The sequence below is a fragment of the Fretibacterium fastidiosum genome (assembly GCF_964642095.1).
Lineage (GTDB): Bacteria > Synergistota > Synergistia > Synergistales > Aminobacteriaceae > Fretibacterium > Fretibacterium fastidiosum.
The window spans coordinates 1563338-1586928 of the sequence record NZ_OZ209244.1; the positions used below are offsets into that span (position 1 = coordinate 1563338).

The 23591-nt window shown below is 63.0% G+C and carries 25 protein-coding genes and 1 tRNA gene; 21 read left to right on the forward strand and 5 right to left on the reverse strand.

Annotated elements, in window-relative coordinates; translation table 11 throughout:
- Positions 1-44: 44 nt before the first annotated feature.
- From amrA to ACK28C_RS06905, 15 genes are all read left to right on the forward strand, one after another.
- On the forward strand, positions 45-1397 hold the full coding sequence (amrA, locus tag ACK28C_RS06835; protein ID WP_409151970.1) for an AmmeMemoRadiSam system protein A: 1353 nt from the start codon (positions 45-47) through the stop codon (positions 1395-1397).
- Positions 1398-1419: 22 nt separating this feature from the next.
- Positions 1420-2772: a UDP-glucose/GDP-mannose dehydrogenase family protein gene (locus ACK28C_RS06840; RefSeq protein ID WP_015556418.1), complete on the forward strand. Its 1353-nt coding sequence runs from the start codon at positions 1420-1422 to the stop codon at positions 2770-2772.
- The gene (locus tag ACK28C_RS06845) at positions 2772-4256 is read left to right on the forward strand and encodes a PfkB family carbohydrate kinase (RefSeq protein ID WP_409151971.1); all 1485 of its coding nucleotides are present in this window, start codon (positions 2772-2774) and stop codon (positions 4254-4256) included. Before ACK28C_RS06840 ends, ACK28C_RS06845 begins: the two co-directional genes overlap by 1 nt.
- A 220-nt stretch (positions 4257-4476) precedes the next feature.
- On the forward strand, positions 4477-5043 hold the full coding sequence (gene pyrR / locus ACK28C_RS06850) for a bifunctional pyr operon transcriptional regulator/uracil phosphoribosyltransferase PyrR (RefSeq protein WP_409151972.1): 567 nt from the start codon (positions 4477-4479) through the stop codon (positions 5041-5043).
- Position 5044: 1 nt separating this feature from the next.
- Positions 5045-6010: an orotidine-5'-phosphate decarboxylase gene (gene pyrF, locus ACK28C_RS06855; RefSeq protein ID WP_409151973.1), complete on the forward strand. Its 966-nt coding sequence runs from the start codon at positions 5045-5047 to the stop codon at positions 6008-6010.
- A 36-nt stretch (positions 6011-6046) separates the two neighbouring features.
- Positions 6047-6631 carry an orotate phosphoribosyltransferase gene (gene pyrE / locus ACK28C_RS06860; protein ID WP_015556416.1) on the forward strand — a complete coding sequence of 195 codons (585 nt, stop codon included), beginning with the start codon at positions 6047-6049 and terminating at the stop codon, positions 6629-6631.
- 118 nt (positions 6632-6749) lie between these two features.
- Positions 6750-7298 carry a signal peptidase I gene (gene lepB / locus ACK28C_RS06865; protein ID WP_015556415.1) on the forward strand — a complete coding sequence of 183 codons (549 nt, stop codon included), beginning with the start codon at positions 6750-6752 and terminating at the stop codon, positions 7296-7298.
- 1 nt (position 7299) lies between these two features.
- Positions 7300-8136, forward strand: coding sequence for a GTPase (locus tag ACK28C_RS06870; RefSeq protein ID WP_409151974.1), 837 nt, complete (start codon positions 7300-7302; stop codon positions 8134-8136).
- Positions 8129-8809 (forward strand): ribonuclease HII, encoded by a 681-nt coding sequence (locus tag ACK28C_RS06875; protein WP_409151975.1) that lies wholly within the window; start codon positions 8129-8131, stop codon positions 8807-8809. Before ACK28C_RS06870 ends, ACK28C_RS06875 begins: the two co-directional genes overlap by 8 nt.
- Positions 8810-9014: 205 nt before the next feature.
- Positions 9015-10109: a flagellar hook-length control protein FliK gene (locus ACK28C_RS06880; protein WP_015556413.1), complete on the forward strand. Its 1095-nt coding sequence runs from the start codon at positions 9015-9017 to the stop codon at positions 10107-10109.
- Positions 10109-10396, forward strand: coding sequence for an EscU/YscU/HrcU family type III secretion system export apparatus switch protein (locus ACK28C_RS06885; protein WP_015556412.1), 288 nt, complete (start codon positions 10109-10111; stop codon positions 10394-10396). Before ACK28C_RS06880 ends, ACK28C_RS06885 begins: the two co-directional genes overlap by 1 nt.
- Positions 10389-10772 carry a YraN family protein gene (locus ACK28C_RS06890; RefSeq protein ID WP_015556411.1) on the forward strand — a complete coding sequence of 128 codons (384 nt, stop codon included), beginning with the start codon at positions 10389-10391 and terminating at the stop codon, positions 10770-10772. Before ACK28C_RS06885 ends, ACK28C_RS06890 begins: the two co-directional genes overlap by 8 nt.
- Positions 10769-12274, forward strand: a complete 1506-nt coding sequence (locus tag ACK28C_RS06895; RefSeq protein ID WP_208872970.1) for a YifB family Mg chelatase-like AAA ATPase — start codon at positions 10769-10771, stop codon at positions 12272-12274. Before ACK28C_RS06890 ends, ACK28C_RS06895 begins: the two co-directional genes overlap by 4 nt.
- A gap of 110 nt (positions 12275-12384) precedes the next feature.
- A tRNA-Gly gene (locus ACK28C_RS06900) sits at positions 12385-12460 on the forward strand.
- 163 nt (positions 12461-12623) lie between these two features.
- A complete protein-coding gene (locus ACK28C_RS06905) occupies positions 12624-12971 on the forward strand; it encodes a hypothetical protein (protein WP_409151976.1) in 348 nt (115 codons plus the stop codon).
- 290 nt (positions 12972-13261) lie between these two features.
- Here the strand turns inward: ACK28C_RS06905 and ACK28C_RS06910 are convergent, their stop codons facing one another.
- The 3 genes from ACK28C_RS06910 to ACK28C_RS06920 all read right to left on the reverse strand — a co-directional run bounded on the left by ACK28C_RS06910 (position 13262) and on the right by ACK28C_RS06920 (position 15132).
- Positions 13262-13801 (reverse strand): hypothetical protein, encoded by a 540-nt coding sequence (locus tag ACK28C_RS06910; protein WP_208872968.1) that lies wholly within the window; start codon positions 13799-13801, stop codon positions 13262-13264.
- A gap of 183 nt (positions 13802-13984) precedes the next feature.
- Positions 13985-14530, reverse strand: coding sequence for a hypothetical protein (locus ACK28C_RS06915; RefSeq protein WP_015556410.1), 546 nt, complete (start codon positions 14528-14530; stop codon positions 13985-13987).
- A gap of 104 nt (positions 14531-14634) precedes the next feature.
- Complete coding sequence (locus ACK28C_RS06920) at positions 14635-15132, reverse strand: hypothetical protein (protein ID WP_015556409.1); 498 nt, start codon at positions 15130-15132, stop codon at positions 14635-14637.
- 1241 nt (positions 15133-16373) lie between these two features.
- Here ACK28C_RS06920 and ACK28C_RS06925 point away from each other — a divergent pair.
- Positions 16374-16997 carry a HutD family protein gene (locus tag ACK28C_RS06925; protein WP_409151977.1) on the forward strand — a complete coding sequence of 208 codons (624 nt, stop codon included), beginning with the start codon at positions 16374-16376 and terminating at the stop codon, positions 16995-16997.
- 13 nt (positions 16998-17010) lie between these two features.
- Positions 17011-17925, forward strand: a complete 915-nt coding sequence (gene ftcD, locus ACK28C_RS06930; RefSeq protein WP_409151978.1) for a glutamate formimidoyltransferase — start codon at positions 17011-17013, stop codon at positions 17923-17925.
- Between the two features lie 201 nt (positions 17926-18126).
- On the opposite strand, the gene ACK28C_RS06935 is transcribed toward ftcD, so the two are convergent.
- Complete coding sequence (locus ACK28C_RS06935) at positions 18127-18489, reverse strand: helix-turn-helix domain-containing protein (RefSeq protein ID WP_015556408.1); 363 nt, start codon at positions 18487-18489, stop codon at positions 18127-18129.
- A gap of 266 nt (positions 18490-18755) precedes the next feature.
- Here ACK28C_RS06935 and ACK28C_RS06940 point away from each other — a divergent pair, with 266 nt between their 5' ends.
- On the forward strand, positions 18756-19430 hold the full coding sequence (locus tag ACK28C_RS06940; protein WP_015556407.1) for a flavodoxin family protein: 675 nt from the start codon (positions 18756-18758) through the stop codon (positions 19428-19430).
- Positions 19431-19663: 233 nt separating this feature from the next.
- Here ACK28C_RS06940 and ACK28C_RS06945 read toward each other — a convergent pair whose 3' ends face one another.
- Complete coding sequence (locus ACK28C_RS06945; RefSeq protein WP_409151979.1) at positions 19664-20422, reverse strand: IclR family transcriptional regulator; 759 nt, start codon at positions 20420-20422, stop codon at positions 19664-19666.
- A 152-nt stretch (positions 20423-20574) separates the two neighbouring features.
- On the opposite strand from ACK28C_RS06945, the gene ACK28C_RS06950 reads away from it, so the two are divergent.
- Genes ACK28C_RS06950 through ACK28C_RS06960 form a run of 3 tightly spaced genes read left to right on the forward strand, consistent with a single transcriptional unit; the run spans position 20575 to position 23457 of the window.
- Positions 20575-21222 carry a bifunctional 4-hydroxy-2-oxoglutarate aldolase/2-dehydro-3-deoxy-phosphogluconate aldolase gene (locus ACK28C_RS06950; RefSeq protein WP_208872963.1) on the forward strand — a complete coding sequence of 216 codons (648 nt, stop codon included), beginning with the start codon at positions 20575-20577 and terminating at the stop codon, positions 21220-21222.
- Positions 21223-21253: 31 nt separating this feature from the next.
- On the forward strand, positions 21254-22411 hold the full coding sequence (locus ACK28C_RS06955; protein WP_015556406.1) for a pyridoxal phosphate-dependent aminotransferase: 1158 nt from the start codon (positions 21254-21256) through the stop codon (positions 22409-22411).
- Between the two features lie 17 nt (positions 22412-22428).
- A complete protein-coding gene (locus tag ACK28C_RS06960; RefSeq protein WP_015556405.1) occupies positions 22429-23457 on the forward strand; it encodes a sugar kinase in 1029 nt (342 codons plus the stop codon).
- Positions 23458-23591 lie beyond the last annotated feature (134 nt).

Consider the following 23591-nt stretch of genomic DNA (forward strand, 5'->3'; position numbering starts at 1 on the left):
CCCCCCGTGAACTCCCATCTCAAAAAGGTCAGGAGGTCTTTTTCATGCCGTGGATATGGTCGGTCCTCATGCCGCACCCTCCCATCCTCGTCCCGGAGGTGGGGCGGGGCAGAGAGTCGGAGGCGGCGGAAACGCTCGCCGGTCTTGGTCGGGTGGCGGAGGCGGTGCGAGGCCGGGCGCCGGAGGTCCTGCTGGTCCTCTCCCCGCATCAGCCCTGCGCGCCGTGCGCCCTGGGCCTCAACGCGGCCCCGGAACCCGAGGGGTCCTTCGCGGCCTTCGGGGCCCCGCAGGTGCGGATGGGGTTCCGCTCCCCCGCGGAGGACCGAGAGGTGCTGGGAGGCTTTTTGACGCCCCGCGGCATCCCGATCTCCTACCGGTCCTTGCCCGACCTCTCGTCGGATCAGGGGACCATGGTCCCCCTCCACTTCCTGCGCCGCGCCTGGGGAGGCCTTCCGGCGACGCTGACGGCCTCGCCGACGGGGCTCTCGCCGCGGGGGGCCTTCGACATGGGACGGGCTCTGGCGGACTTCGACGACGGTCGGTCCTGGGCGTTGCTGGCCAGCGGCGACCTGTCGCACCGCCTGATCCCCTCCGCCCCTTCGGGCTACGCCCCGGAGGCGGGGCGCGCCTTCGACGACGCGGTGCTCGAGGCCCTGCGTCGGGGCTCTGCGGCGCCGATCTTCGCCCTCAAACTCAAGACGATCAATGAGGCCGGCCAGTGCGGGCTGTGGTCCGTCCTGGCGATGCTGGGCCTCATGGAGGCCCTGGGCGGCACGGCGAGGGTGCTCTCCTACGAGGGACCCTTCGGCGTAGGCTACTGCACCGCGGCGTGGGACGCTCCGGTCCCCGCCCCCGTCCGCCTGGCGCGGGAGACGGTGACGCGCCTCCTCTCCGGCAGGCCCCTGCCGGAGAGGGGCAGCGACGTGTGCGCTTCGCCGCTGTGGGGGCGGACCGCGGCGTGTTTCGTCTCCATCAAGACGAGTCGGGGCGCCCTCCGCGGCTGCATCGGGACCCTCGCGCCGTCGCAGGCGACGCTGGACCGCGAGATCATCGAGAACGCCGTGGCGGCCGCGACGCGGGACCCGCGCTTCCCCCCCATGACGGCGGAGGAGCTGGAGGGCGTCCGCCTGTCGGTGGACGTGCTGTCGGATCCGGAGCCCGTCGAGGGCGTGGAGCAGCTGGACCCCAGGCTCTGGGGCGTCATCGTGTCGAAGGGCTGGCGGCGCGGCGTGCTGCTGCCGGACCTGGAGGGCGTGGACACCGCGGAGCAGCAGGTGGAGATCGCGGCCCGAAAGGCCGGCCTCGGCAGCCTGGAGGGCGTCGCGCTCCAGCGCTTCGGCGTGACGCGGTATCGAGAGCAGGATGCGGTGACGGGCCGCCTTCCGATTTTGTCATAACAACTTGAAATGGGGTCGTCAGATGAAGCTTGCGGTGATCGGCACCGGGTACGTGGGCCTTGTGACGGGGACCTGCCTCGCCCGATACGGCAGTACGGTGGCGTGCGTGGATACGAACGGGGAGCGCGTGGCGGCGCTCCGCAGCGGGCGGGTCCCCTTCTACGAGCCCGGGCTGGACGAGATGATGGCGCGCAACGCCGCCGAGGGGCGCCTCTCCTTCACGACGGAGGCGGCGGAGGCTCTGGAAGGGGCGGATGTCTGCTTCATCACGGTGGGGACGCCCTCGGCCCCGGACGGCAGCGCGGACCTCTCCTTCGTCGAGGGAGCGGCCCGCAGCGTCGGGCGCGGCATGTCGGGCGGCCTGCTGACCGTGGTGAAGTCCACCGTCCCCGTGGGGACGAACGCCCGCGTCCGGGACTGGATTCGGGAGGAGCTCGAGGCGCGGGGGGCCCGGCACGCGCTGAACATGGCCTCGAACCCGGAGTTCCTGCGGGAGGGGGCGGCGCTGCGGGACTTCGTGGAGCCGGACCGCGTGGTCCTCGGCGCGGACTCGCCGGAGGCCGCGGAGACCCTGAGGCGCATCTACTCCTTCCTGGAGCCCTCGAAGCTGCTCTTCATGGACATCGCCTCGGCGGAGATGGCGAAGTACGCGGCCAACGCCATGTTGGCGACCCGCATCTCCTTCATGAACGAGATGGCCTGCATCTGCAGCCGCGTGGGGGCGGACGTGGAGAGCGTGCGCCAGGCCATGGGGCGGGACGACCGCATCGGATCGAAGTTCCTGCGGGCGGGCTGCGGCTACGGCGGCTCCTGCTTCCCCAAGGACGTGCGGGCGCTTCGGGACTTCGCCAGGGCGACGGGCTACGAGCCGAACCTCCTGACGGCCGTGGACGAGGTGAACACGCGCGCCAAGGGGCTCCTGCTGGAAAAGCTCCGCGGGCGCCTGGGGGACCTGTCGGGCCGCGTGATCGCCCTGTGGGGCCTGGCCTTCAAGCCCAAGACCTCCGACACCCGTGAGGCGCCGGCCCAGGTCCTGATCCACGGGCTCCTGGCCGCCGGGGCCTCCGTCAGGGCCAGCGACCCCCGCGCCATCGAGGAGACGCGCGCGGCGCTGGGGGACCTGCCCAACGTGACCTACGTTCCGGACCCCTACGAGGCGGCGCGGGGCGCGGACGCCCTGGCCGTGGTCACGGAGTGGGACCTCTACCGCCAGCCGGACTTCGTCCGGCTCCGGTCGCTCCTGCGCACGCCGATCGTCGTCGATGGGCGCAACGTCTACTCCCGCGAGGAGATGGAGCGGGCCGGCTTCGACTACCTCTCCGTCGGGCGCCCGCCCGTTCTGGCCGCCTCCGGCCCGGCGGGGAGGGCGCTCTAGTGTCCGCGCCGTTTCAGCCCCAGCGCGCGCTGGGAGAGTTCCTGCGCAGCGGCAGGGCGGCGGAAACCTCCGTGGCTGTCCTGGGCGACATCGTTCTGGACCGCTACCTCACGGGGTCCACCCGTCGCGTGTCCCGCGAGGCCCCCATTCCCGTCGTGGTGTGCGACACGCGGGCCGCCGCCGACAACCTGGGGGGCGCGGGGAACGTGGCGGCGAACCTCCGGGGGATCGGGTGCCGCGTCTGGCTTGCGGGCATGGTGGGCGACGACGCCTTCGGCCAGAAGGTGAGGGGGCACGTGCAGTCCTTCAGGATCGAGCCCCGGCTCTGGCCGCGCCGGACCCCCACCCTGGTGAAGACCCGGCTGATCTGTGGTGGGCAGCAGCTGGCCCGATTCGACTTCGAGGATGTTGAGCCCCTGCCTCCGGAGGGCGTGGAGAACGCGCTGGCCTTCCTGAGCAAGGCCATCGACGGTGGCGTGCGCACGGTGATCCTGTCCGACTACGGCCTGGGGTACTGCACGCCGGAGCTGTGCCAGGGCGTCATCTCCATGGCGGCCGAACGGGGCGCCCACGTGCTGGTGGACCCCCGCGGGGTGGACTGGTCCAAGTACCGCGGTGCGACGCTGGCCACGCCGAACCTGGGGGAGTTGAGCGCCACCTGGGGACGCCACGTCCGCAACGATCCGAAGACGGTGGCGGAGGTCGGCGAGAAGGTCCGCCGGAAGAACGGCCTGAAATGGCTCCTGGTGACGCGGTCCTCCCGCGGAATGACGCTTTTGGGGCCGGAGGCCGTCCGCCACATCCGGGCCCATCCGGTGGAGGTCTTCGACGTCAGCGGCGCGGGGGACACCGTCATCGCCATGCTGGCCGCCCTCAACGCCGCGGGCTTTGACGCGGAGCGGGCCTCCTGCATGGCCAATGAGGCCGCGCAATTCGTCATCACGCGGTCGGGGACCTACGCCTTCACGGCCAGGGACTACTTGGAGGCCTATCGATCGCGGACGCCCTACCTCTTCAGCCCCGTTGCGGAGGCAGACGCGGCCGTCCGGCAGGTGCGGGCCTGGCAGTCGGCGGGGCAGCGCGTCATCTTCACCAACGGCTGCTTCGACGTACTGCATGCGGGGCACCTGGACAGCCTGCGCCGGGCCCGGCTTCTGGGGGACAGGCTGGTGGTGGGGCTGAACAGCGACCGGTCCGTGCGGGCGCTGAAGGGGCCGAGCCGTCCAGTGAACCCGCAGGACCTGCGGGGGGAGCTCCTGGCCGCCCTGAGGCCCGTGGACATGGTGGTGGTCTTCGATGAGGACACGCCCCGAGAGCTCCTGTCGCGCCTGCGGCCCGACGTGCTGGCCAAGGGCGGGGACTACCGCGCCGAGGAGCTGCCCGGGCGCGAGTTCGTGGACGAGGTGGTCATCCTGCCGCTCCTGGAGGGGCATTCCACGACGCGCATCCTGAACCACGGAAGGGAGGGCGGCGGGCAGGCCTGAGGGCCTTGCCTCCCGGAGGGCTGTCGTGATAGAATGAAACCCGCAGCGAGCTTTCGCGAAAGAGTTGCACGTGTCCTTTAAGTTCAGTCCCGAGAGGCTGAGAAGGCGGCGGTGCGGCGGTTGTTCCGCGTATTTTGGAGGGAATGGTCGTGCCCTGTCGTCCTGGACGGCGGGGCATTTTTTGTGCCCGTTGCCGGCATTTCGATAGAAGGAGGCCGTCATGAGGGAGAAGGCGCGCATCATGGACGCCCAGGCGATGAGCCGGGCGATCCGGCGCATCGGCTACGAGATCGTCGAGCGGAACCGGGGGACGGAGAACGTCGTCCTGGTGGGGATCCGCCGGCGGGGGGTCCCGCTGGCGCTGGAGATCGCGGACTGCATCAACGCGGCGGAGGGCGCGGAGGTCCCCGTGGGGAACCTGGACGTGGCCTCCTACCGCGACGACCGGCTCCCCGCCGCGGAGAGAGCCGCCGGCGACAGGAGGGGCGTCCCCTTCAGCGCCACGGACCGCGACGTCGTCCTGGTCGATGACGTGCTCTTCACGGGGCGCACGGCGCGGGCGGCCATGGAGGCCCTGATGGCGTCGGGCAGGCCCCGCAGCATCCAGCTGGCGGTCCTGGTGGACCGGGGGCATCGGGAGCTGCCCATCCGGGCGGACTTCGTGGGGAAGAACGTCCCCACGTCCCGGAGCGAGCGGATCGCCGTCCGGCTCCCGGAGTTCGACGGCGAGCGGGGCGTCGTCCTGATGGACGCAGGTACGGTGAGTACGGAAGGAGAGGTGCGTTGAGATGTCACGATTGACGTTGCGGGGCGGAGGGCCGGCCCCGTGTCGGGTGGCGCAGGGAACGGCCGGAGGGCGGACGGGGCGAACCTTTCAGGTGGACCGCCTCATCCGGGCCATCGAGGAGAAGGGGAACCCCACCGCCCTTGGGCTGGACACGCGGCTGGAGTACCTGCCCGCGGCCTTCGCCCGCCCCTACCTGGAGGCGGGCGGAGCGGCCTCCGCGGTGCGGGCCTTCAACTTCGCCCTCCTGGAGGCCCTGCGCGACCTCATCCCCTGCGTCAAGGTCCAGGCGGCGTACTACGAGCTGATGGGGGCGTCGGGCGTGGCCTGCATGGAGGAGACTTTGGCGGAGGCCCGCCGCCTAGGATACGTCGTCATCCTGGACGCGAAGCGCGGGGACATCGGGGCCACGGCCGCTGCCTACTCGGAGGCCTACCTGGCGGAGGGCGCCCCCGCGCCGGTGGACTTTTTGACCGTGAACCCCTACTTCGGCACGGACGGCGTGCAGCCCTTCCTGGAGGACTGCGGGCGGAGCGGCCGAGGCCTTTTCGTCCTGGTCAAGACGTCGAACCCCTCGTCGGGGGAGTTTCAGGACGTCCGGATGGAGGATGGCCAGCCGCTCTTCCTCCGTGTGGGGAGGAGCACGGCCCGCTGGGGCGAGGACCTGATGGGAGAGATGGGCTACAGCGCGGTCGGCGCGGTGGTGGGCGCGACGTACCCGGAGCAGGGCGCGATGCTGCGGCGGGAGATGCCCCGCACCTTTTTCCTGCTTCCGGGCTACGGGGCCCAGGGGGCGACGGGCCGGTCCCTGGCGGGCTGCTTCGACAGCCAGGGTCGCGGCGCGGTGGTGAACGCTTCGCGCAGTCTGATCTGCGCCCACAAGAAGGCGGGCACGGAGGACTTCGTCTCCGCCGCCAGGGATGAGGCCCTCAGGATGCGGGAGGACCTTCGGCAGGCCCTGCGGGGCTGAGACGGACGAAAACTTTACCCAGGGAGGTCGTTTTTCATGGAGAAGACGCAGGAGTTGGCGGTGGAGGTCTTGACGCGCCTCGGGGCGCTGAAGCGCGGGCACTTCCGCCTGACGTCCGGGCTGCACAGCGATTGTTACATGCAGTGTGCGGTGCTCTTCGAGCACCCGAAGGAGAGCGAAAGGCTGTGCCGCGCGCTGGCGGAGGGCTTTGCAGGGCAGAGGATCGACCTCGTGGCGTCGCCGGCTGTCGGGGGCGTCATCATGGGCTACGAGATGGCGCGGGCCCTCTCCGTCCGGAACGTCTTCGCGGAGCGGGAGGACGGAAGGATGACCTTCCGCCGCGGCTTCCACGTGGAGCCGGGGGAGCGCGCGCTGGTGGTGGAGGACGTCGTGACCACCGGCGGTTCCGTGCGGGAGGTCGTCGAGCTCCTTCGCGGGGCGGGTGCCGAGGTGGTGGGCGTGGGGTCCGTGGTGGACCGGTCGGGCGGCAGGGTGGACTTCGGCGTCCCCTTCCACGCCCTGATGACGATGGAAGCGTCCGCCTGGCGGGAGGAGGAGTGTCCCCTCTGCAGGAAGGGGGAGCCCATCGTCAAGCCGGGGAGTCGGCAGCTCAAGAAGTAGTGGCCTCCGCGGCCCGCCGTCCCGACCCGCCTTTTCCAGATTGTTTTTCCGAGGGGTTAGCGTTATATTATCCCCAGCAGGTTCCCGATAGACATCCGGGAACGGGAACGGAGGACGTATGGAGTTGGCAGCAGAAGCAGCGAAGCCCTGGTGGCGTGAAACCATTGAGACCATCGTCTGGGCGTTTGTCCTGGCGATGATCATTCGCACGTTTGTCGTGCAGGCCTTTTGGATCCCCAGCGGGTCCATGATCCCCACGCTCGAGATCGGGGACCGCGTCCTGGTGGCGAAGTTCTGGAACTGGTTCTTTGAGCCGTCCCGCGGATCCATCTACGTGTTCACCTATCCGAAGGACCGGGATCGGGACTTCGTGAAGCGCATCATCGGCCTTCCGGGGGACACGGTGGACATTCGGGACGGCGTCGTCTTCGTCAACGGGCGCCCCACGGAGGAGCCCTACGTCGTGAACCATGACGCCTACAGCATCCGGCCTGGAGAGTTCTTCCAGCGCCCCTTCACGGTGCCGCAGGACAGCTACTTCGTCATGGGGGACAACCGCCCCAACTCTCAGGACAGCCGCTTCTGGGGCTTCGTTCGGAGGTCGGACCTCCACGGCCCGGCCTTCTTCCGCTACTGGCCCCTGACCCGCCTCGGCATCCCCCGCTGACGTGGCCCGAACGGTCTGGTATCCGGGCCACATGGCCCGGGGCGGTCGGAAACTCGCAGAGCTCGTCGAAAAGCTGGACCTTATCCTCGAGGTGCGCGACGCCCGCGCGCCTTTTTCCACGTCCGCGCCCCTCGTCAGCGCCTTTTCGCGACTGAGGCCCGTCCTGCTGGTCCTCGCCAAGCGGGACCTGGCGGACCCGGAGCGCACGGGCGTCTGGCTCGAGGCGCTGGGTTCGGACGCCCGCGCGCTGGACCTCCGAAGGAAGGAGGGCCTTGCCTCCCTGCGGAAGGCCCTCTCCGCGCGCCGCCCCCCCCATCGGGAGCTCCGCGTGGCCGTCATGGGCATCCCCAACGTGGGCAAGTCCATGCTGCTCAATGCGCTGGTGGGCAAGGCCCAGGCCCACGTCGGCGGCATCCCCGGAGTGACGCGGTCCGTCAGCTGGTATCGGAACGGGGACCTGTTGGTGGTGGACTCCCCCGGCATCCTGGACCCCCACGCGGAGCCGGGCGTGCATCAGGTCCTGTCCTGGCTGGGCTGCGCCCGGGCCGAGGTCCTGGGGGGCTTCGAGGCGGCGGCGCTGCAGTTCATCCGCTTCCTGCGGAGCCGGGGGCTGTTCGGGGCCGTGCTGGGGAAGTGGGAGGTCCGGGAGCTGGACGAGACGCCGGAGGAGACCCTTGTGCGCATCGGACGCCGGCTGGGGTGCCTCGCGCCCGGCGGAGCGGTCAATATGGAGCTGGCGGCCCGCCGCCTCATGGAGGCCTTCGCCTCCGGCAGGCTGGGGCCGGCAACGCTTGAGCTGCCCGGCGACCCCATTGGCCGGGCGGGTGCGGATGATTGACTTCGCCCTGCCCCGCCACGCCGACCGGGAGCGGGTGCGCCGCCTGATCGGGGCGCTTCGGGCCCGTGGCCCGGTGGTGGGCACGGACGAGGCGGGGCGCGGCCCGCTGGCGGGGCCGGTGGTGGCCGCCGCGGTCCTCCTGACGGAGGAGCAGGAGCTGGCCCTCCTGAAGCTGGGGCTGAGGGATTCGAAGCGCATGACCCCGCGCGCCAGGGAGCGGGTCTTCGCCGCCATGCAGGCGATGGGCGCGGCCTGGGCGGCTCAGGCGGGGAGCGTGGCCCGCATCGAGCGGGAGAACATCCGGTGTGCCTCCCTCTGGGCCATGGGCCGCAGCGTGGCTCGCCTCTGTGCGGCGCAGGGCGTCGAACCGGCCTGCGTGGTGGTGGACGGCCCGGCCTCCGTCCCCGGCCTCGAGGTGGAACAGTGGCCCTTGGTGGCGGCGGACGCGCTGGCGCCGGTGGTCTCGGCGGCCTCGGTGGTGGCCAAGGTGCTGCGGGATCGCGTCATGACGGGACTGGACGCCCTCTACCCCGGCTACGGGCTGGCGCGGCACAAGGGCTATCCCACGGCGGCGCACCGCGAGGCCGTCCGCCGCCTAGGGCCGTCGCCGGTACATCGGCGCTCCTTCTGCCGGAAGTGCCTTGCGGAGCCGGAGGCGCGGCTGTGGATATAAAGCTAAACCCCTTTTAGCCGCGAGTTCCGCGGTGTTAGCCTGTACCCTTGTTTGGCGAACAGCCAAACGGGGCATGCTATGGAGAGTAAGGCTTTGGTCAGGGGCGTAAGCCTTTGGTAACCCACCCTCGGAGAAGCGGGAAGTCAGCGCTAAAGATACCTACTGAGTAGATTTAGGCAGGTCTGAGGGAACGGAGGGATGACGTATGCCCCCGGTAAACAACCTCATCAACCAGAACCTGACGGACCCGAGCCGGACGAGCGCGGGTCAGATCGCGGTTGGCCAGCAGGCTGAAGCCCTCCAGGCGACGCCTTCGCGGGCCCCTGGCCTGCGCACGGGGACCGTGGTCACCGGCAGGGTGCTGGCGGGGAACCCGGACGGGACGTATGCCGTGCGCATCGACGGCCAGGACGCCAACCCGCCCCTTGAACTGCGGGCCAGGGCGACTCTGACCCTCGTCCCCGGCGAGCGGTTTACCGCCCTGTGGGACGCATCGGGGGGCGGCGTGCCGGTGCTGCGCCTGTCGAAGGAGGAACTGTCGTTCCTGGCCCAGATCCCCCAACGGGACCGGGGGCTGGCGACGGCGCTCCTTTCGCGGGAGATGCCCCTTTCGGGGGAGGTCCTGGCCGTCATCCGCGATGCCTGGCGTCGCATGGGGTCCGACGAGGGCCAGATCGCGCCCCTTGTCGAGCTGTGGGCGCGTGGAGTGTCCCTGTCCGCGGAGAACGTGTCCCTGCTGGCGGGCTACACGGCGCTGGACGCGGCGGCGGCCTCGGAGATGTGGAACCGCATCCGCCGGGAGCTGAGGGAGCGGACCAGGAAGGGACAGGACCCTTTAGAGGCCCTCCGCGAGATGAAGGAGGGCAACGGGGAGAAGGCGCGTTTTTTGCAGGCGCACTCCCTCTTGATGCGGGCCCCGCGAAAGGACGTGAACCCCATGCTGCTGGCCGCGCCCTTCTGGCCCCTGCCGGAGGCCGCGGGCGGCATGACCGCGCGCGTCTTTGTCGGGCGCTCGGCGGAGGAGGAGGGCCAGCGCTACTGGCAGGCGGGCTTCGGCCTGACGGGGTCGGCTCTCGGCGCGGTGGCTGGCGTCGTGGAGACGGACGGGCGCGGCTGCAACGTCCTCCTGACCGCCGAGAGTGCAGCGGCCTGCGGCCTGTTGGAGGCCCGCAGGGGTGAGCTGCGGCAGGAGTTGGCGGGCGCAGCCCTGCTGGTCCGATTCATCGGTATCTCCCGTGGCGCGCCGCAGGAAATGCGAGAGCGCCTGCTGGCCGGACGGGGATTGGACGTGACCGTGTGATGGCGGAAGCGAAGCGGGATCAGGCCGTCGCGCTGAAATACGATCGGGAGACGATGAACGCGCCCACGGTGACGGCCAGGGGCGAGGGCTTTATCGCGCGGAAGATCGTGGAGCGCGCCCTTGAGGCGGACGTCCCCGTCCTGGAGGACGCGGCCCTCGTCTCCGCGCTCCTGTCGCTGGAGCTGGGGGAGGAGATTCCGGCGGAGCTCTACACGGTGGTGGCGCGAGTGCTGACCTGGGTCTACCGAGTAGACCGCGAGGCCGCCGGTGGAGGGCGTGATGAGTAGCGCCGGAGACCTGGGTCGCCTGGCCGAAGGATGGGCCACGGACTACGTTCGCTCCCTGGGCTGGCGCGTGCTGGGTCGCAACGTGAAGAACCGCTGCGGCGAGCTGGACGTGGTGGCGCTGGACGAGGTGGAGCGCGAGCTGGTGATCGTCGAGGTACGATGCCGCACGTTGGGCAGGGTGCAGGCGCCCCTCGACTCCGTGGGGCCGCACAAGCTGCGCGCGCTGATCCGTGCGGGCCGGACCCTGGCGGACGAGATGGGCTGGGACGGCCCCTGGCGCATCGACCTGATCGGCGTCACGGTGGGGCGGGGCTCTGAGGGCTGGAGGCTGGAGCACGTCCGGGACGTGACGCGCGGGATGGAGTTTCCGCTGTGAGCGGGATTCTGGGCGCGACGCTGAAGGGGATGGAGGCCCTGCCCGTCGAGGTGGAGGTCGAGATCACGGGCGGACTGTTCGCCATCTCCATCGTCGGGATGCCGGACGTCGCGGTGCGGGAGTCGAAGGAGCGCGTGCGGGCCGCGCTGCGGTCCCTGGGCCTGACGCTGAAGGGCCGCGTCTCAGTGAACCTTGCGCCGGCAGACGTCCCGAAGGAGGGGGCGCTCCTGGACCTGCCCATCGCCCTCGGCATGATGACCGCTTCGGGCCTTCTGGGGGACCTGCCGCAGGCCGTCTACATGGGGGAGCTGGCGCTGGATGGCCGCCTCCGGCGGGTGCGTGGCGCCGTGCCGGCGGCGTTCCTGGCGCGGAGCCTCGGCGTGCCCCTCTACGTCCCGCGCGAGAACTCTGGCGAGGTGGCCCTGGTGCGGGGCGTGAGGGCTTTCTGCGCGGAGACGCTTGCGGAGCTGGCGGCCTGCCTGCGGGGCGAAGCGGAGCCGTCACCCGTGCCGGGAGCGGAGGTCCCGGACCTGCCGGAGACGGCGGACCCGGACTTCGCCGACGTCAAGGGGCAGGCGGCGGCGCGGCGCGCGGCGGAGATCGCCGCGGCGGGACACCACAACCTCCTTCTGGTGGGGTCGCCGGGCAGCGGCAAGACGCTGATCGCGCGGGCCCTGGCCGGCATCCTGCCTCCGCTGACGGACGAGGAGCTGGTGGAGACACTCCTGGTGCGCAGCACCCTCGGCATCTCCGAGGCGCCGGGACGGGCGCGGCCCTTCCGGACGGTGCACTTCAGCGCCAGCACGGTCTCCATCTGCGGGGGCGGCGCTTCCCTGCGGCCGGGGGAGGTGTCCCTGGCCCATCGGGGCGTCCTGTTCCTGGACGAGTACACGGAGTTTCGGCGGGACCTTACGGAGAGCCTGCGGGCGCCCATCGAGGACGGGCGGATCGTCGTGAGCCGGGCGGCCGGCACGGTGAGCTACCCCTCGCGGGTGTTGCTGGTGCTGGCGGCCAACCCCTGTGCCTGCGGCTTCGCCGGGGACCCCGTCGTGAAGTGTACCTGTTCTTCTCTGGAACTGGAGCGCTACCGGCGCAAGCTGTCGGGCCCCATCCTGGACCGCATCGACCTGCAGATCGACGTGCCGCGCCTGACGCCGGAGGAGCTCCTCTCCTTCTCCGGGACGTCGGAGCCCAGCGCCGCGATCCGGCGGCGCGTCATCGCCGCGCGGGCCATTCAACAGGAGCGCTGGGCGCCCTACGGCCTCGTGTGCAACGCGGAGCTGCCGGAGCGGCTGGTGCGCCGCTGCCTTGTCCTGTCGGCGGACGCGCGGGCCTACCTGTCCGGCATGGCAGAGCGGCTGCACCTGTCGGGCCGCGGCCTGAGCCGCGTGCTGAAGGTGGCCCGCACCATCGCGGACCTGGCGGGGGAGACGGAGCTGACGACGAAGCACCTGGCGGAGGCGCTGATGTACCGCTGCGGCTCCGGGAGTCGCGGTGGATAAGGGCGGATAGAGAGGCCCGGCCCTGTTCCAAGCTTGCCAGAAGTTTTCCCCTGGGGTATAATACACGGGCAGTCAGGGGTGGCGTTCGTCCCCAGGCTGCGACACGACAAGCGGACATAGCTCAGTTGGTAGAGCATCAGCTTCCCAAGCTGAGGGTCGCGGGTTCGAACCCCGTTGTCCGCTCCAGCAGATGATCCGGCACAGTCCGGTTACCTTTAAAACCCCGCTCAAAAGCGGGGTTTTTACGTTTTGACAAAAACTTCCACCTCTTGAGGTCTCCAGGAAGAACTTCAGGACGTCGGAAGAGGTGGACTTTTTTAACGCCAGAGCGTCCAATCTGAACGCGGGTTTGAAGAACTTCAAAGAACTCCAGGAAAAGGCCGTGTTCCTCGAACGCGCCGCCGCCAAGGCGGAAGCCCGAAAGCTGGTTGGAGAAGATGGTCAGGTCTTCCGTCCCAACCCCAAAGGCGACCACTGCTACAGAGGAGAGATTCTGAAAGTCACAAACACGCACGCCATTCAGAGCTCCTCCGTCAACGCTGTCTACCTTCATGATCTGAGAGATTTTCCAGGCGACAGGAAACCCTCCGTTGGCGACGTCCTTGCAATACGATACAGCAACGCCAGGATCGAGTTCGTTGAGCCCATCCCGGACAAGACGCAGGCGAAGGTCAGGCAGCAGGTTCTGGGAAGGTGACGCCTTGCCGCAGGCGTCGCAGAGGGACAAAATTTTAACCTCCGCCGCTTTCCTGATCGGTTTCCTCCCCCCGCTCCTGCCTGTGCAATATTCTGCCCTTTGGGGCCTCGTGCCCCTGCTTGCCCTTGAGGCAAACAGCCGCCACGCCTGATCGGCTGGGGAAGTCCTTTGGTCGCCGCCGGGGTGTTTTTCCCTACAACAGGCTGGCGTGAAGGGGAGCGCAGAGCCCCCTTCGCGTTGGTTAACGAACCTTCCTGCAAACTATACCGCCGCCAATGCTAAAAAACAACTCACCAACTAAAATTTCCTCTTTCATCATGATACATATATACGGTATTCCCTCCATCGTAAAGGCCATCATCCTTGTTGGGATTCTTATACAACTTATACGATGAAGCGGCTTTTATGACAAACTTCCGATCTGCATCAGAAAGATTAACGTTACGACCAATCCAACAGCCATCCTTATCACCGTGGAAAAACCAACTCCCATCCGTGTACTTGTCAATGTTATCACCAAGATACTTTCCCAGTTTTTCCTCAATATGTTCAGGTGTATCAAGTACACTCCCAATATTGTGGCCGTCTATTCCCTTCTGACCATATAATCTACCCAACGCATTATCCAGCGGACCAAATTCGTGTAGAAATGCCAGAGCAGCTTTAAACTCCTCACGCCTTCTCTCAAACTCCTGATTTCCGTATTCAACTTTAGCCTTAAACTTCTCTTCTTCACTGGGCTCATTGAAGTCCTGCCCGGCATGGCCCCAGGCCAAGCCTGTTACAAGGAATGTCGAACACAACAAAATTACCAGTTTTTTTGAAATCAATTCTCAACACGCTCCTTCGTCGTCTTTTTCTTCTGTATTTCTGGCCTGCCGTCCACGTCGTCAAGGAAGTTTCGGCACGTTGAACCGATCCTGTGCGCCCTCTTTGGTGTACCGTTGATATCAGCGGTTAACATTTGAACGAGATATATGAAAGAGGGGGCGCAGAGCCCCCCTTTACGTTGGCTAATGAACTTTCATGTAAACTTTACCGCCGCCATCGTAAAGATTTCCATTCATGTCCTTGTAAAGACCATTTCTCTCGGCCCGCTTCACAAGTTCCTTGCCAATCTCAGAGGCCTGTTTTTTGAAGCCGTCATCAAGGTTATAGCCAATCCACCAATCACTGGTGTTGCCTTGAAAAATCCAGTTACCATCAAGGTATTTTTCGACATTCCTCACTTTCTTTTTCAACACTTCCCTGATGTGCTCCGGCGTATCCAAAGTTTTTGTCAGATCAACTTCTTGCTCTATGTGTTCCATGTAGAATATCAAAAGCATGGCCTTCAAGCTTTTCATGTCATCTACCAAAGTTTTCGCTGCGATAAATTCTTGGGAAGCGTCCACGGGTATCCCCGTCATCATAGCCTTTATCTTGGCTTCCTCCTCAGCCTTCTGTGCTTCAAGTTTCTGCTTCTCGCTGGCCACTATGAAATCACGCCCAAAGACACCAAGCGCCAACCCCACCACAACACCAAGCACACCAAACAAAACGATACGATTCTTGGACATTTTGCTACCTCTCTTTCTTTCGGATCGCTGGCTTGCCGTCAACGTCGTCAAAGAAGTTCCGGCACGTTGAACACTTCCAGAACGGGCCGTTCTCCGGCCTTTTTTCACCACTTGAATGTTTCTGGGACATAGTCATACAAAAACACGATATCTCCTCCATCATATACGTTGGCATCACTTTTGTCTGTGGCCTTAAAAAGATTGGAAAAACGTGCTTGGCTCGCAATCTTCTGGCGTACAGCGTTTGATACACCATCAAGCTTATAGCCTATCCACCATCCCGCAGCGTTGCTCTGAAAAACCCAACGTCCATCAGCGTATATATCTCCCAGTTTCTCTCTGATCCGTTCCGGGGTATTCAAGGCAGCCCCAAGGTCATAGTTTTCACCTATTTCCTTGCCATTTTTCATGCGAAACATTGAAAGGTCAGTACTTGCCTGCTTAAGTCGAACAATGATACTGGTAGCAACCGCCTCCTCGGCCTTCTGTGCTTCAAGTTTCTGCTTCTCGCTGGCCACTATGAAATCACGCCCAAAGACGCCAAGCACCAACCCCATCACAACACCGAGCACACCAAACAAAACGATACGATTCTTGGACATTTTGCTACCTCTCTTTCTTTCGGATCACTGGCTTGCCATCCACGTCGTCAAAGAAGTTTCGGCACGTTGAACACTTCCAGAACGGGCCGTTCTTGCCGTTGAACTTCTCCGCCTTGCCCTTGCAGCCACGCACAGGGCAGGAAACCTTGGGAGACGTTCCTCACGCACAACGGGTTTTCCATCCACGTCCTTATACGTCACGCCAGGAGAACAGGAGCACCGCCAAAATTTCCCGTAAGTGCCACTGAATTGCCGCGCCTTCCGCCCGCAATCCAAGGGACAATCCGCCTCGATGACCTCGCCCGTATAGAGTTTCTTCGGGAGCGGCTGTCCATCCTTGTCCTGTGAAAAAGTGGCCTTGCAGACGGGATATGCCAAAAATGAGTTACCATCCTTCCTCGATACCCGACGCAGGTAACCCGCACACCCCTCCGTGAGGCATCGTGGTCGCCGCTTCGCCCCTGGCATTTCAGGGACTTCTAACGGACATTGTAACATCTGGCCAATCGTTTCAGAAACGTAGCGGACAAAATCATCAAGCTGAAGCTTTCCTTCAGCGACTACTCCTGCTGCGAGGTCACCCTGTTCAACGAAAAGGACAAAGCCAGGCAGCGCGAGGAGCAGTTTCCGAAGGACCTTCAAAACGCCCGCGAGCTGGGAAAACGGCTGGTTGAAAAGGCCGCCTCCCAAAGGGGGACTGACGTCGAATAGAAAAACGCCCCGACAGGATCGGGGCGTCCAAAGGGAACGGCAGCGCGATCGGGTTTAACGAAGGGTTCAGACGAAATGGGACGGAGGGGCTGTCCCTTGAGTTCAACAGCCCCTTCAGCCTCGTTGTGACGCCGCAATCTGCTGCCTCTTTTGCTGCTGCGTTGTAAGGCCAGGTTGGTGGTCGGTGAGTGGAGTGGACTCAAGTGTTGTCTTGAAAGCCTAAAAGCCAGGATATTGCTCTTGCGCTTTCTACAACTTCCCTGGTGCATCGCTTACGTTTTTCTTCGCTCATGTGAATAACCGGCCCCGATACGCTGATAGCTCCTAATGGGGGTGTCGTTGATCAGTGGTAAAGTCACCGATCAACGACACGTCCTGTCGGGCCTCTTGACAGCGAAACGCCTTTCGATACGATAGACGTAGATAACCCGAATAGAGGGGGTGTGGGCAGTCCGGCCCATGGGGCCTGTCCACCTTGCAGCGGCAGACAGAGGAGTTTTTCAGCAAGAAAGTTCTGAGGGCATCGTGAGATGAGCATCGTAAGAGTTTTTCATTCTTCGAACTACCGCGTGACGGACTGGAGCGGCGGGCGGACGACGGAGCTGGCGATCGCCCCGGTGGGCAGCCTTTACGCCGAGCGGAAGTTTCTGTGGCGCTTCAGCACCGCCACGGCAGAGGTGGAGGAGAGCACCTACACCAGCCTGCCGGACTACAACCGCGTGATCCTCTCCCTTCGGGGCCTGCTGCGCCTCTCCCATGATGACACGACCTGGCGGGACTTCGCGGAGTTCGAGCCCTACGCCTTCGACGGGGGTGTCACCACGCAGGCCCGAGGGAAGGTCGTGGACCTGAACTTGATGCTGCGCAAGGGGCGATGCGCCGGGACGATGATCCCCATCGTGGGCGGCCCCGGCCTGAGGACGGACGTGACGGCGGCTCTGGCCGCCGCGCTGCCGGGAGCGGAGGAGCTGCTCATCTTCTGCTTTGAGGGGGCAGCGGAGGTCGTGAGCGGGGACGGGACCTGGTCCCTGGGGGCGGGCGATACGCTGCACGCCTCAAACCTCGACGGGGAGGCGTGGAGCGTCAGGGCGACGGAGAGGGTCAAGGCCGTCGCAGCGGCGGTTCGGTACGAGGGCCGCTGCGCAGAAAACTAAGGGAGGACTGTACATGAAACAGCTTATCGAGTGTGTGCCGAACTACAGCGAAGGGCGCGACGCGGGGAAGATCGAGCAGATCGTGGACTGCTTCCGCGGCAAGGCAGGGGTACGGCTTCTGGACTACCAGACGGACCCCAACCACAACCGGCTGGTGGTCACCGTCATCGGAGAGCCCGCGCCCCTGAAGGAGACCGTTCTGGCGTCCTTCGGCAAGGCCGTCGAGCTCATCGACCTGACGAAGCACGAGGGCCAGCACCCGCGGATGGGGGCCGTGGACGTGGTGCCCTTCATCCCCTGCCGCGGCACGACGGTTGAGGACGCGGACCGCCTGGCGAAGGAGGTGGGGGAGGCCGTCGGGTCCCGCTATCAGATTCCCGTCTTCCTCTACGAGGACTCCGCCACCGCGCCGCACCGCCAGAACCTGGCCTCCATCCGCAAGGGGCAGTTCGAGGGGATGCCGGAGAAGCTGAAGGACACGGCGATGTGGACGCCGGACTACGGCCCCGCGGGGCGGATACACCCCACGGCGGGCGTGGTGGCGGTCGGCGCCCGGATGCCCCTCGTGGCGTTCAACATCAACCTGAGCACGCCGGACCTGGAGATCGCGGACAGGATCGCCAAGCGGGTCCGCAACCTCAGCGGCGGCTATCGCTTCATCAAGGCCATCGGCGTGGACCTGAGCGACAGGCACATGGCACAGGTGTCGATGAACCTGGTGAACTATCAGAAGACGGCGGTATACCGCGCCTTCGAGGCCGTGAAGATGGAGGCCCGGCGCTACGGCGTCAGCGTCGTGGAGAGCGAGGTCGTCGGGCTTTTGCCCATGGAGGCCCTGATCGACTGCGCGGAGTACTACCTGCAGATCTCGGACGAGTTCGACCCCGCAAAGCAGATCATGGAGAACCGACTGCTGGAGGAGGAGTAGGCCTTTTTTTGAGGGCGCGCGTCGGCGTAACCTCTCCTGCTGCGCGTTCGTGGCGGGGGAATCGTCCTCCGAGGCCCCGCCGGACGGGAGCGATGCAGAGGCGTTGGTATCCAGCTCAAAGGCTGGACGAGGCGCCTCTGCGTCCTGCAAGGCGTCGGGCCACGCCGAGAAATGCGGGACGGCGCCGAAGGGCTGGAGCACTTAGCAGGCGGGACGCTCCCTCCGCTTTTCCAGGTAGGCCATCCCCCAGCTACATAACCCCTCTAGGGCCGGCATAAGGCTTTTCCCGTCCTCCTTCAGGTGATAGGTCACGGAGGGTGGCACGCTTCCAAGGGAATGGCGGAAAATCAGGCCTTTTTCCTCCAACTCGCGAAGGCACTTCGTCAGCATGGTGTTGGTCACTCCATGAACGCGGCGCTTCAGCTCGTTGTAGTGCAGGCCGTCCTCGTCGTTCAGACACCAAAGGATCGGCAGCTTCCACTTGGAGCCGATCAACTCCATCACGTAGAGCAGCGGGCAGCGCGCGGCGTAGTCCTCTGTTTTTGAATCCTTTGACCCCTTCATGAGCCCTTCAAACCCCTTCCCAAGTTTTAAGAAAGAAAAAACTGCGTACTTGTTTTTTGCTTCTCATAATAATACACTGAATTCGCGATAAACGTCAAAGGGAAACGCACCAGACGTACGGCAGCGGACACATCAACACATCAAGGTTTGGACCGAGGTGGTCCACCATGTCGTTTGAGCGGAGCGCTGCGGCGTTTTGTTCCAAGGAGCCGAAGAAGAGAGGAAATGCTAGGCCCTGAGGGGGCGGAAAATCTAGGGGGTAAGAAATGAAGGCGTTGTTTGTCAACGGAAGTCCGCGCAAAAACTGGAACACCCACAAGATGCTGGAGAGTGCGATGGAGGGGGCCAGGGAGGCCGGTGCGGAGGCCGAGCTGGTACACCTGTACGACGCTGCCTTTAAGGGGTGCGTCAGTTGCTTCGCCTGCAAGGTGAAGGGCAGCAGGACGAACGGCCTCTGCGCCTTTCGCGACCCGCTGACTCCGACCCTGGAGAAGGCACGGGGGGCGGACGTCATCGTCATCGGCAGCCCGGTCTATCTCGGCTGTCCCACTGCTTCGGCGCGCGCCTTTCTGGAGCGGCTGATGTTCCCTCTGCTCATCTACGGGATCAAGGAGAGGCGGGTCCTGAAGAAGACGGTCCCCACGGCGATGATCTACACCATGAACTGCCCGGAAGGATCGGCAGAGCGGTTTCATTACTCCACCCTGCTGGGGGCGAACGCCGACGCCCTCGAGCGTACCTTCGGCTACAGCGAGGCGCTCTGCGCCTACGACACGTACCAGTTCAGCGACTACTCCCGCTACGAGGTCACCCTGTTCAACGAAAAGGACAAGGCCAGACAGCGCGCGGAGCAGTTCCCGAAGGACCTTCAAAATGCCCGTGAACTGGGAAAACGGCTGGTCGAAAAGGTCGCCTCTCCAGCGGAGTCTGACGTCACATAAAAGGTGCCCCGATCCTGACGGGGTGTCCAAAAGAAATGGAACGTGATCGCGTTTTATAAAGTCTCAACACGAAATGAGGCGGAGGGGCCGCTCTTGAGTTCGATAACCCCTCCAGCCTCGTTGCTATATGCAGTCCGCCGCCTCAAGCGGCCTCGCCTGATGCTCTGGACGCCTCTTTTGCCGTTGCCTCAGCCTTGTAAAGCCAAACGGGTAGTCGGTGACTAGCGTGGATGTCAAGGGTTGTCCTGAAAGCCTAAAAGCCCGGATATCGCCCTCGCGCTTTCTACAACTTCCCTGGTGCATAGCTTACGTTTTTCTTCGCTCATGTGAATAACCGGCCCCGATACGCTGATAGCTCCTATGGGGGTTCCCGAAAAATCTATAATAGAAGCTCCAACGCACAGGACGCCAGGCTCATTTTCTTCGTTGTCGACCGCCCAGCCCCGCTCGCGAGTGATCTGTAATTCCCTGAGTAGTGCGTCATAATGAGTGATCGTGTTTTTCGTAAAAGGTATGACGACAATCCTGTTCCAGATGTCCTTGACCTCATTTTCGGACATCCGCGCCAGGATGCTTTTACCCACGGCAGTGGAGTACATCGGTGCTCGCATCCCCACGAAAGATGCCATGCTCACGATACTTTCCCGCATGTCTTCTTTATATAGATAAACAACCTCATCCCCATCGCGAGCTACCAGATGTATCGCCTCGTTGGTCAATTCCGCAAGACGCTCGAGGTATGGCCTCGAAATCGATACCAGATTCATTCCACCGATAATACGGCTGCCTATTTCAAATAAGCGCATCGTCAATCGGTATTTCCCCGTCTCCTTGTCCTGCTGTGCATAGCCGCGCGCGGTAAGGGAAGACAAAAGACGGTGTGTGGTGCTGATATGAAGCCCTACCTTTGACGACAAATTGGTCAATGTGACGCCATGAGGCTGGTTTGACAGTGCTTCAATCACATCCAACACACGGTCGATAGATCTCACGGGGCTTCCGGAACTGTTTACCAAGGGACGTCACTTCCTTATTTTCTCTTCAGATGCCTCTTGACAATCCGTAAAAACTCTTATAGTATAGCATTATGTTCTACCACTACACGATAAGCTATTTCATTATATGAAATAAGGAGATGACTGGAGTGGGTGATCCCGCACAATGGATTAAACAGGGAAAAATTATCGCAATACTTCGTGGTGTTGAGAGCGAAATTTGCTTAAGGGTCGCAGAAGCGTTATTCAACGGCGGTATTCGTTCTATGGAAATCACGTATGACCAAAAAAGACCGGAGACCTGGGAAAGTACGGCTGGCGCGATTCAAGAGGTCGCACGACAGTTCCCCGGCAAGTTGCTGGTTGGTGCCGGTACGGTCACTTCGCCAGAACTCGTGGATTTAACGGCAAAATACGGCGGGCAATTTATTGTATCACCGGATACGAACGTTGACGTCATTCGGCGCACTCGGGACGTTGGCCTTGTTTCCATTCCTGGCGCGCTCACCCCTTCAGAAATTTTGACAGCGCATCATGCGGGAGCGAATATGGTTAAACTTTTCCCTGCGGCTCAATTTGGTGTGAGCTATCTCAAAGCGGTGCGAAGCCCTATTAACAATGTAGATATTCTCGCTGTCGGCGGCATTAATAAGGACAATATCAATGAGTTTCTTGCTGCAGGGGCCGTGGGCGTTGGTGTCGGTGGCAATCTTGTAAACAGTGAATGGATCGAAACTGGAAAGTTTCATAAGATCACTGAGTACGCCAAGCTGTTGACGGAAGCGGTTGCCGTGTGATTTTCAGGCGCTTTTCCAGGAGAAAATAACAATGAACTTCTTAAACAAAAAGGCGAAAGGATTGGAGCAGGGGGCAATCCGTGCTATGTTTGACAAGGCGATTGGGATGAGTGACGTTATCAGCATGGGTATAGGAGAGCCAGATATGCCCACGCCAAGCCTGATTTGCGAGGCAGCTACTGAAGCCTTGAATAAGGGGATAACGCATTATACTCCCAACGCGGGTGCGTTTGAGCTGCGCGAGGCGATAGCACAAAAATCAACGGTCAAGGAAATAGGCTACGACCCATGGACTGAAATAATTATCACGAATGGCGGAATGGGTGCCTTGTCACTTTTGTTTCTGGTAATCCTTGATGAAGGCGATGAAGTGCTGATTCAGGATCCGCAGTGGCTGAATTATGTCGCACAGGTACAATACTGCGGAGGCAAGGCAGTGCGCGTACCGACAAAGAGTCAGGATAATTTCCAGATGAGTGCCGAAGTCATCGAGTCTCTTATCACGCCCAGAACAAAGGCGCTGATGATTAACTCTCCCAACAACCCTACAGGCGAGGTGATGCCTTGGAGCAATGTGGAGAAAATTGCAGAAGTAGTCCAGAGGCACGATATTCTTGTCATCACTGACGAAGTGTACAATACATTGACTTATGGTGATTCGCTGCCGTATCGGTCCATAGCCTCGTTGCCGGGCATGAAGGAACGAACCGTCGTCGTCAACAGTTTCTCAAAAGCTTACGCGATGACAGGGTGGCGGATTGGTTATGCCGCAGGTCCTTCAGATGTCATTGACCGCATGGTCAAGTGCCAGGAAAATTTTAACGCCTGCGTCAATGCACCTGGCCAATATGCGGCGGTCGTTGCCCTGAATCACCCTGAATTGACAAAAGAGTTGAGGGACGTCTTTGCCGGGCGGCGAAAAGCGTTTCTCGAAGGGCTTTCCAATATCGAAGGGATTCGCTGCAACGAGCCTGAGGGAGCGTTTTATGCTTTTCCGGATATCAGCGCGTTTCGCATGACCAGTCAGAGATTTTGCGAGCGTCTCCTGCTTGAACAGCGCGTTGTGTGCATCCCGGGAAGCGCTTTTGGAGAGTGCGGCGAAGGTTTTATACGAGTCGCTTACACCTGTGGCGAGGAAAAACTGCTGGAGGCTCTTGAGAGACTCCGCACGTTTTGCGCAAAAATTTAACAAAAGGGGTGACAACGATGGCAAAGTATGTGACTTTTGGCGAAATAATGTTGCGGTTGACTCCGCCCGGTCATGACGTACTCTTCCAGACGCCTCGCCTTGAAGCGACATTTGGCGGTGCGGAGGCCAACGTGGCCGTTTCGCTGGCAAACTATGGCGAGGACGTGGCCTTTGTGACGGCCGCACCCGCCAACCCAATCGGGGACGCCATGTTGCGCGAACTACGCGGTTTTGGCGTCGATACGCGCTTCATCAGGCGCTGCGGCGACAGATTGGGCGTCTATTATACGGAAACCGGCTCGAATATGCGCCCTTCAAAAGTGATTTATGACCGCGCGCATTCGTCCGTGTCTGAAGTGGAGCCCGGCGATTTTGACTGGAATATCGTCTTTGACGGTGCAAAGTGGTTCCACACGACGGGCATCACGCCGGCCATCGCGGAGGGGACGGCAAAAACAGCGCTGGGAGCCATGAAGCGCGCGAAGGAAAAGGGGCTGACTGTTTCCTGCGACCTCAACTATCGCAAGAAGTTGTGGAAGTGGGGCAAGACGCCGAAAGAGGTCATGAGCGAAATGGCGCAGTACATCGACGTCATGATCGCCAACGAAGAGGACTGCCAGAAGTGTCTTGGGATTGAACTCGACGTTGACGTGACCTCCGGAAAGCTCGACGCCTCGAAGTATGAGGCACTCGCTCGTAAAATCATGGCGACGTATAAAAACGTTCAATATCTCGCCGTCAGCCTTCGCGAGTCCATGAGCGCGGACTGGAACAACTGGTCCGTAGTGTTGGCGTCGAAAGACAGGTTTTACGTCAGCAAAAAATATGAAATTCGCGATATTGTGGATCGCATCGGCGGCGGGGATTCTTTCGGATCGGGGCTTATCTGGGGCCTGAACAACCTGGACGGTCTGCAGGCCGCTCTCGAGTTTGCAGCTGCGGCATCGGCGCTCAAACACACGATTTACGGCGATTTCAACCGCGTCAGCAGGGACGACGTTTTGACGCTCATGGGAGGGGATGCTTCCGGCAGGGTTCAGAGGTAACGCGCAGAATTTATTCTAGATGGCGGGCATCTTGCGGGGCAATGGATGATTTCGCCACCCCCGTGCCGCGGTATGGACGAGATAATTTTTCATTAGCGTACCTTGCTCAAACGTTTAAGTGAACAGGCTATTAA

Coding starts and splice junctions, on each gene's coding strand:
- amrA (WP_409151970.1), top strand. CDS start 45: ATGCCGTGGATATGGTCGGTCCTCATGCCGCACCCTCCCATCCTCGTC.
- ACK28C_RS06840 (WP_015556418.1), top strand. CDS start 1,420: ATGAAGCTTGCGGTGATCGGCACCGGGTACGTGGGCCTTGTGACGGGG.
- pyrR (WP_409151972.1), top strand. CDS start 4,477: ATGAGGGAGAAGGCGCGCATCATGGACGCCCAGGCGATGAGCCGGGCG.
- pyrF (WP_409151973.1), top strand. CDS start 5,045: ATGTCACGATTGACGTTGCGGGGCGGAGGGCCGGCCCCGTGTCGGGTG.
- pyrE (WP_015556416.1), top strand. CDS start 6,047: ATGGAGAAGACGCAGGAGTTGGCGGTGGAGGTCTTGACGCGCCTCGGG.
- lepB (WP_015556415.1), top strand. CDS start 6,750: ATGGAGTTGGCAGCAGAAGCAGCGAAGCCCTGGTGGCGTGAAACCATT.
- ACK28C_RS06875 (WP_409151975.1), top strand. CDS start 8,129: ATGATTGACTTCGCCCTGCCCCGCCACGCCGACCGGGAGCGGGTGCGC.
- ACK28C_RS06880 (WP_015556413.1), top strand. CDS start 9,015: ATGCCCCCGGTAAACAACCTCATCAACCAGAACCTGACGGACCCGAGC.
- ACK28C_RS06885 (WP_015556412.1), top strand. CDS start 10,109: ATGGCGGAAGCGAAGCGGGATCAGGCCGTCGCGCTGAAATACGATCGG.
- ACK28C_RS06890 (WP_015556411.1), top strand. CDS start 10,389: ATGAGTAGCGCCGGAGACCTGGGTCGCCTGGCCGAAGGATGGGCCACG.
- ACK28C_RS06915 (WP_015556410.1), bottom strand. CDS start 14,530: ATGTCCAAGAATCGTATCGTTTTGTTTGGTGTGCTTGGTGTTGTGGTG.
- ACK28C_RS06920 (WP_015556409.1), bottom strand. CDS start 15,132: ATGTCCAAGAATCGTATCGTTTTGTTTGGTGTGCTCGGTGTTGTGATG.
- ACK28C_RS06925 (WP_409151977.1), top strand. CDS start 16,374: ATGAGCATCGTAAGAGTTTTTCATTCTTCGAACTACCGCGTGACGGAC.
- ftcD (WP_409151978.1), top strand. CDS start 17,011: ATGAAACAGCTTATCGAGTGTGTGCCGAACTACAGCGAAGGGCGCGAC.
- ACK28C_RS06935 (WP_015556408.1), bottom strand. CDS start 18,489: ATGAAGGGGTCAAAGGATTCAAAAACAGAGGACTACGCCGCGCGCTGC.
- ACK28C_RS06940 (WP_015556407.1), top strand. CDS start 18,756: ATGAAGGCGTTGTTTGTCAACGGAAGTCCGCGCAAAAACTGGAACACC.
- ACK28C_RS06955 (WP_015556406.1), top strand. CDS start 21,254: ATGAACTTCTTAAACAAAAAGGCGAAAGGATTGGAGCAGGGGGCAATC.
- ACK28C_RS06960 (WP_015556405.1), top strand. CDS start 22,429: ATGGCAAAGTATGTGACTTTTGGCGAAATAATGTTGCGGTTGACTCCG.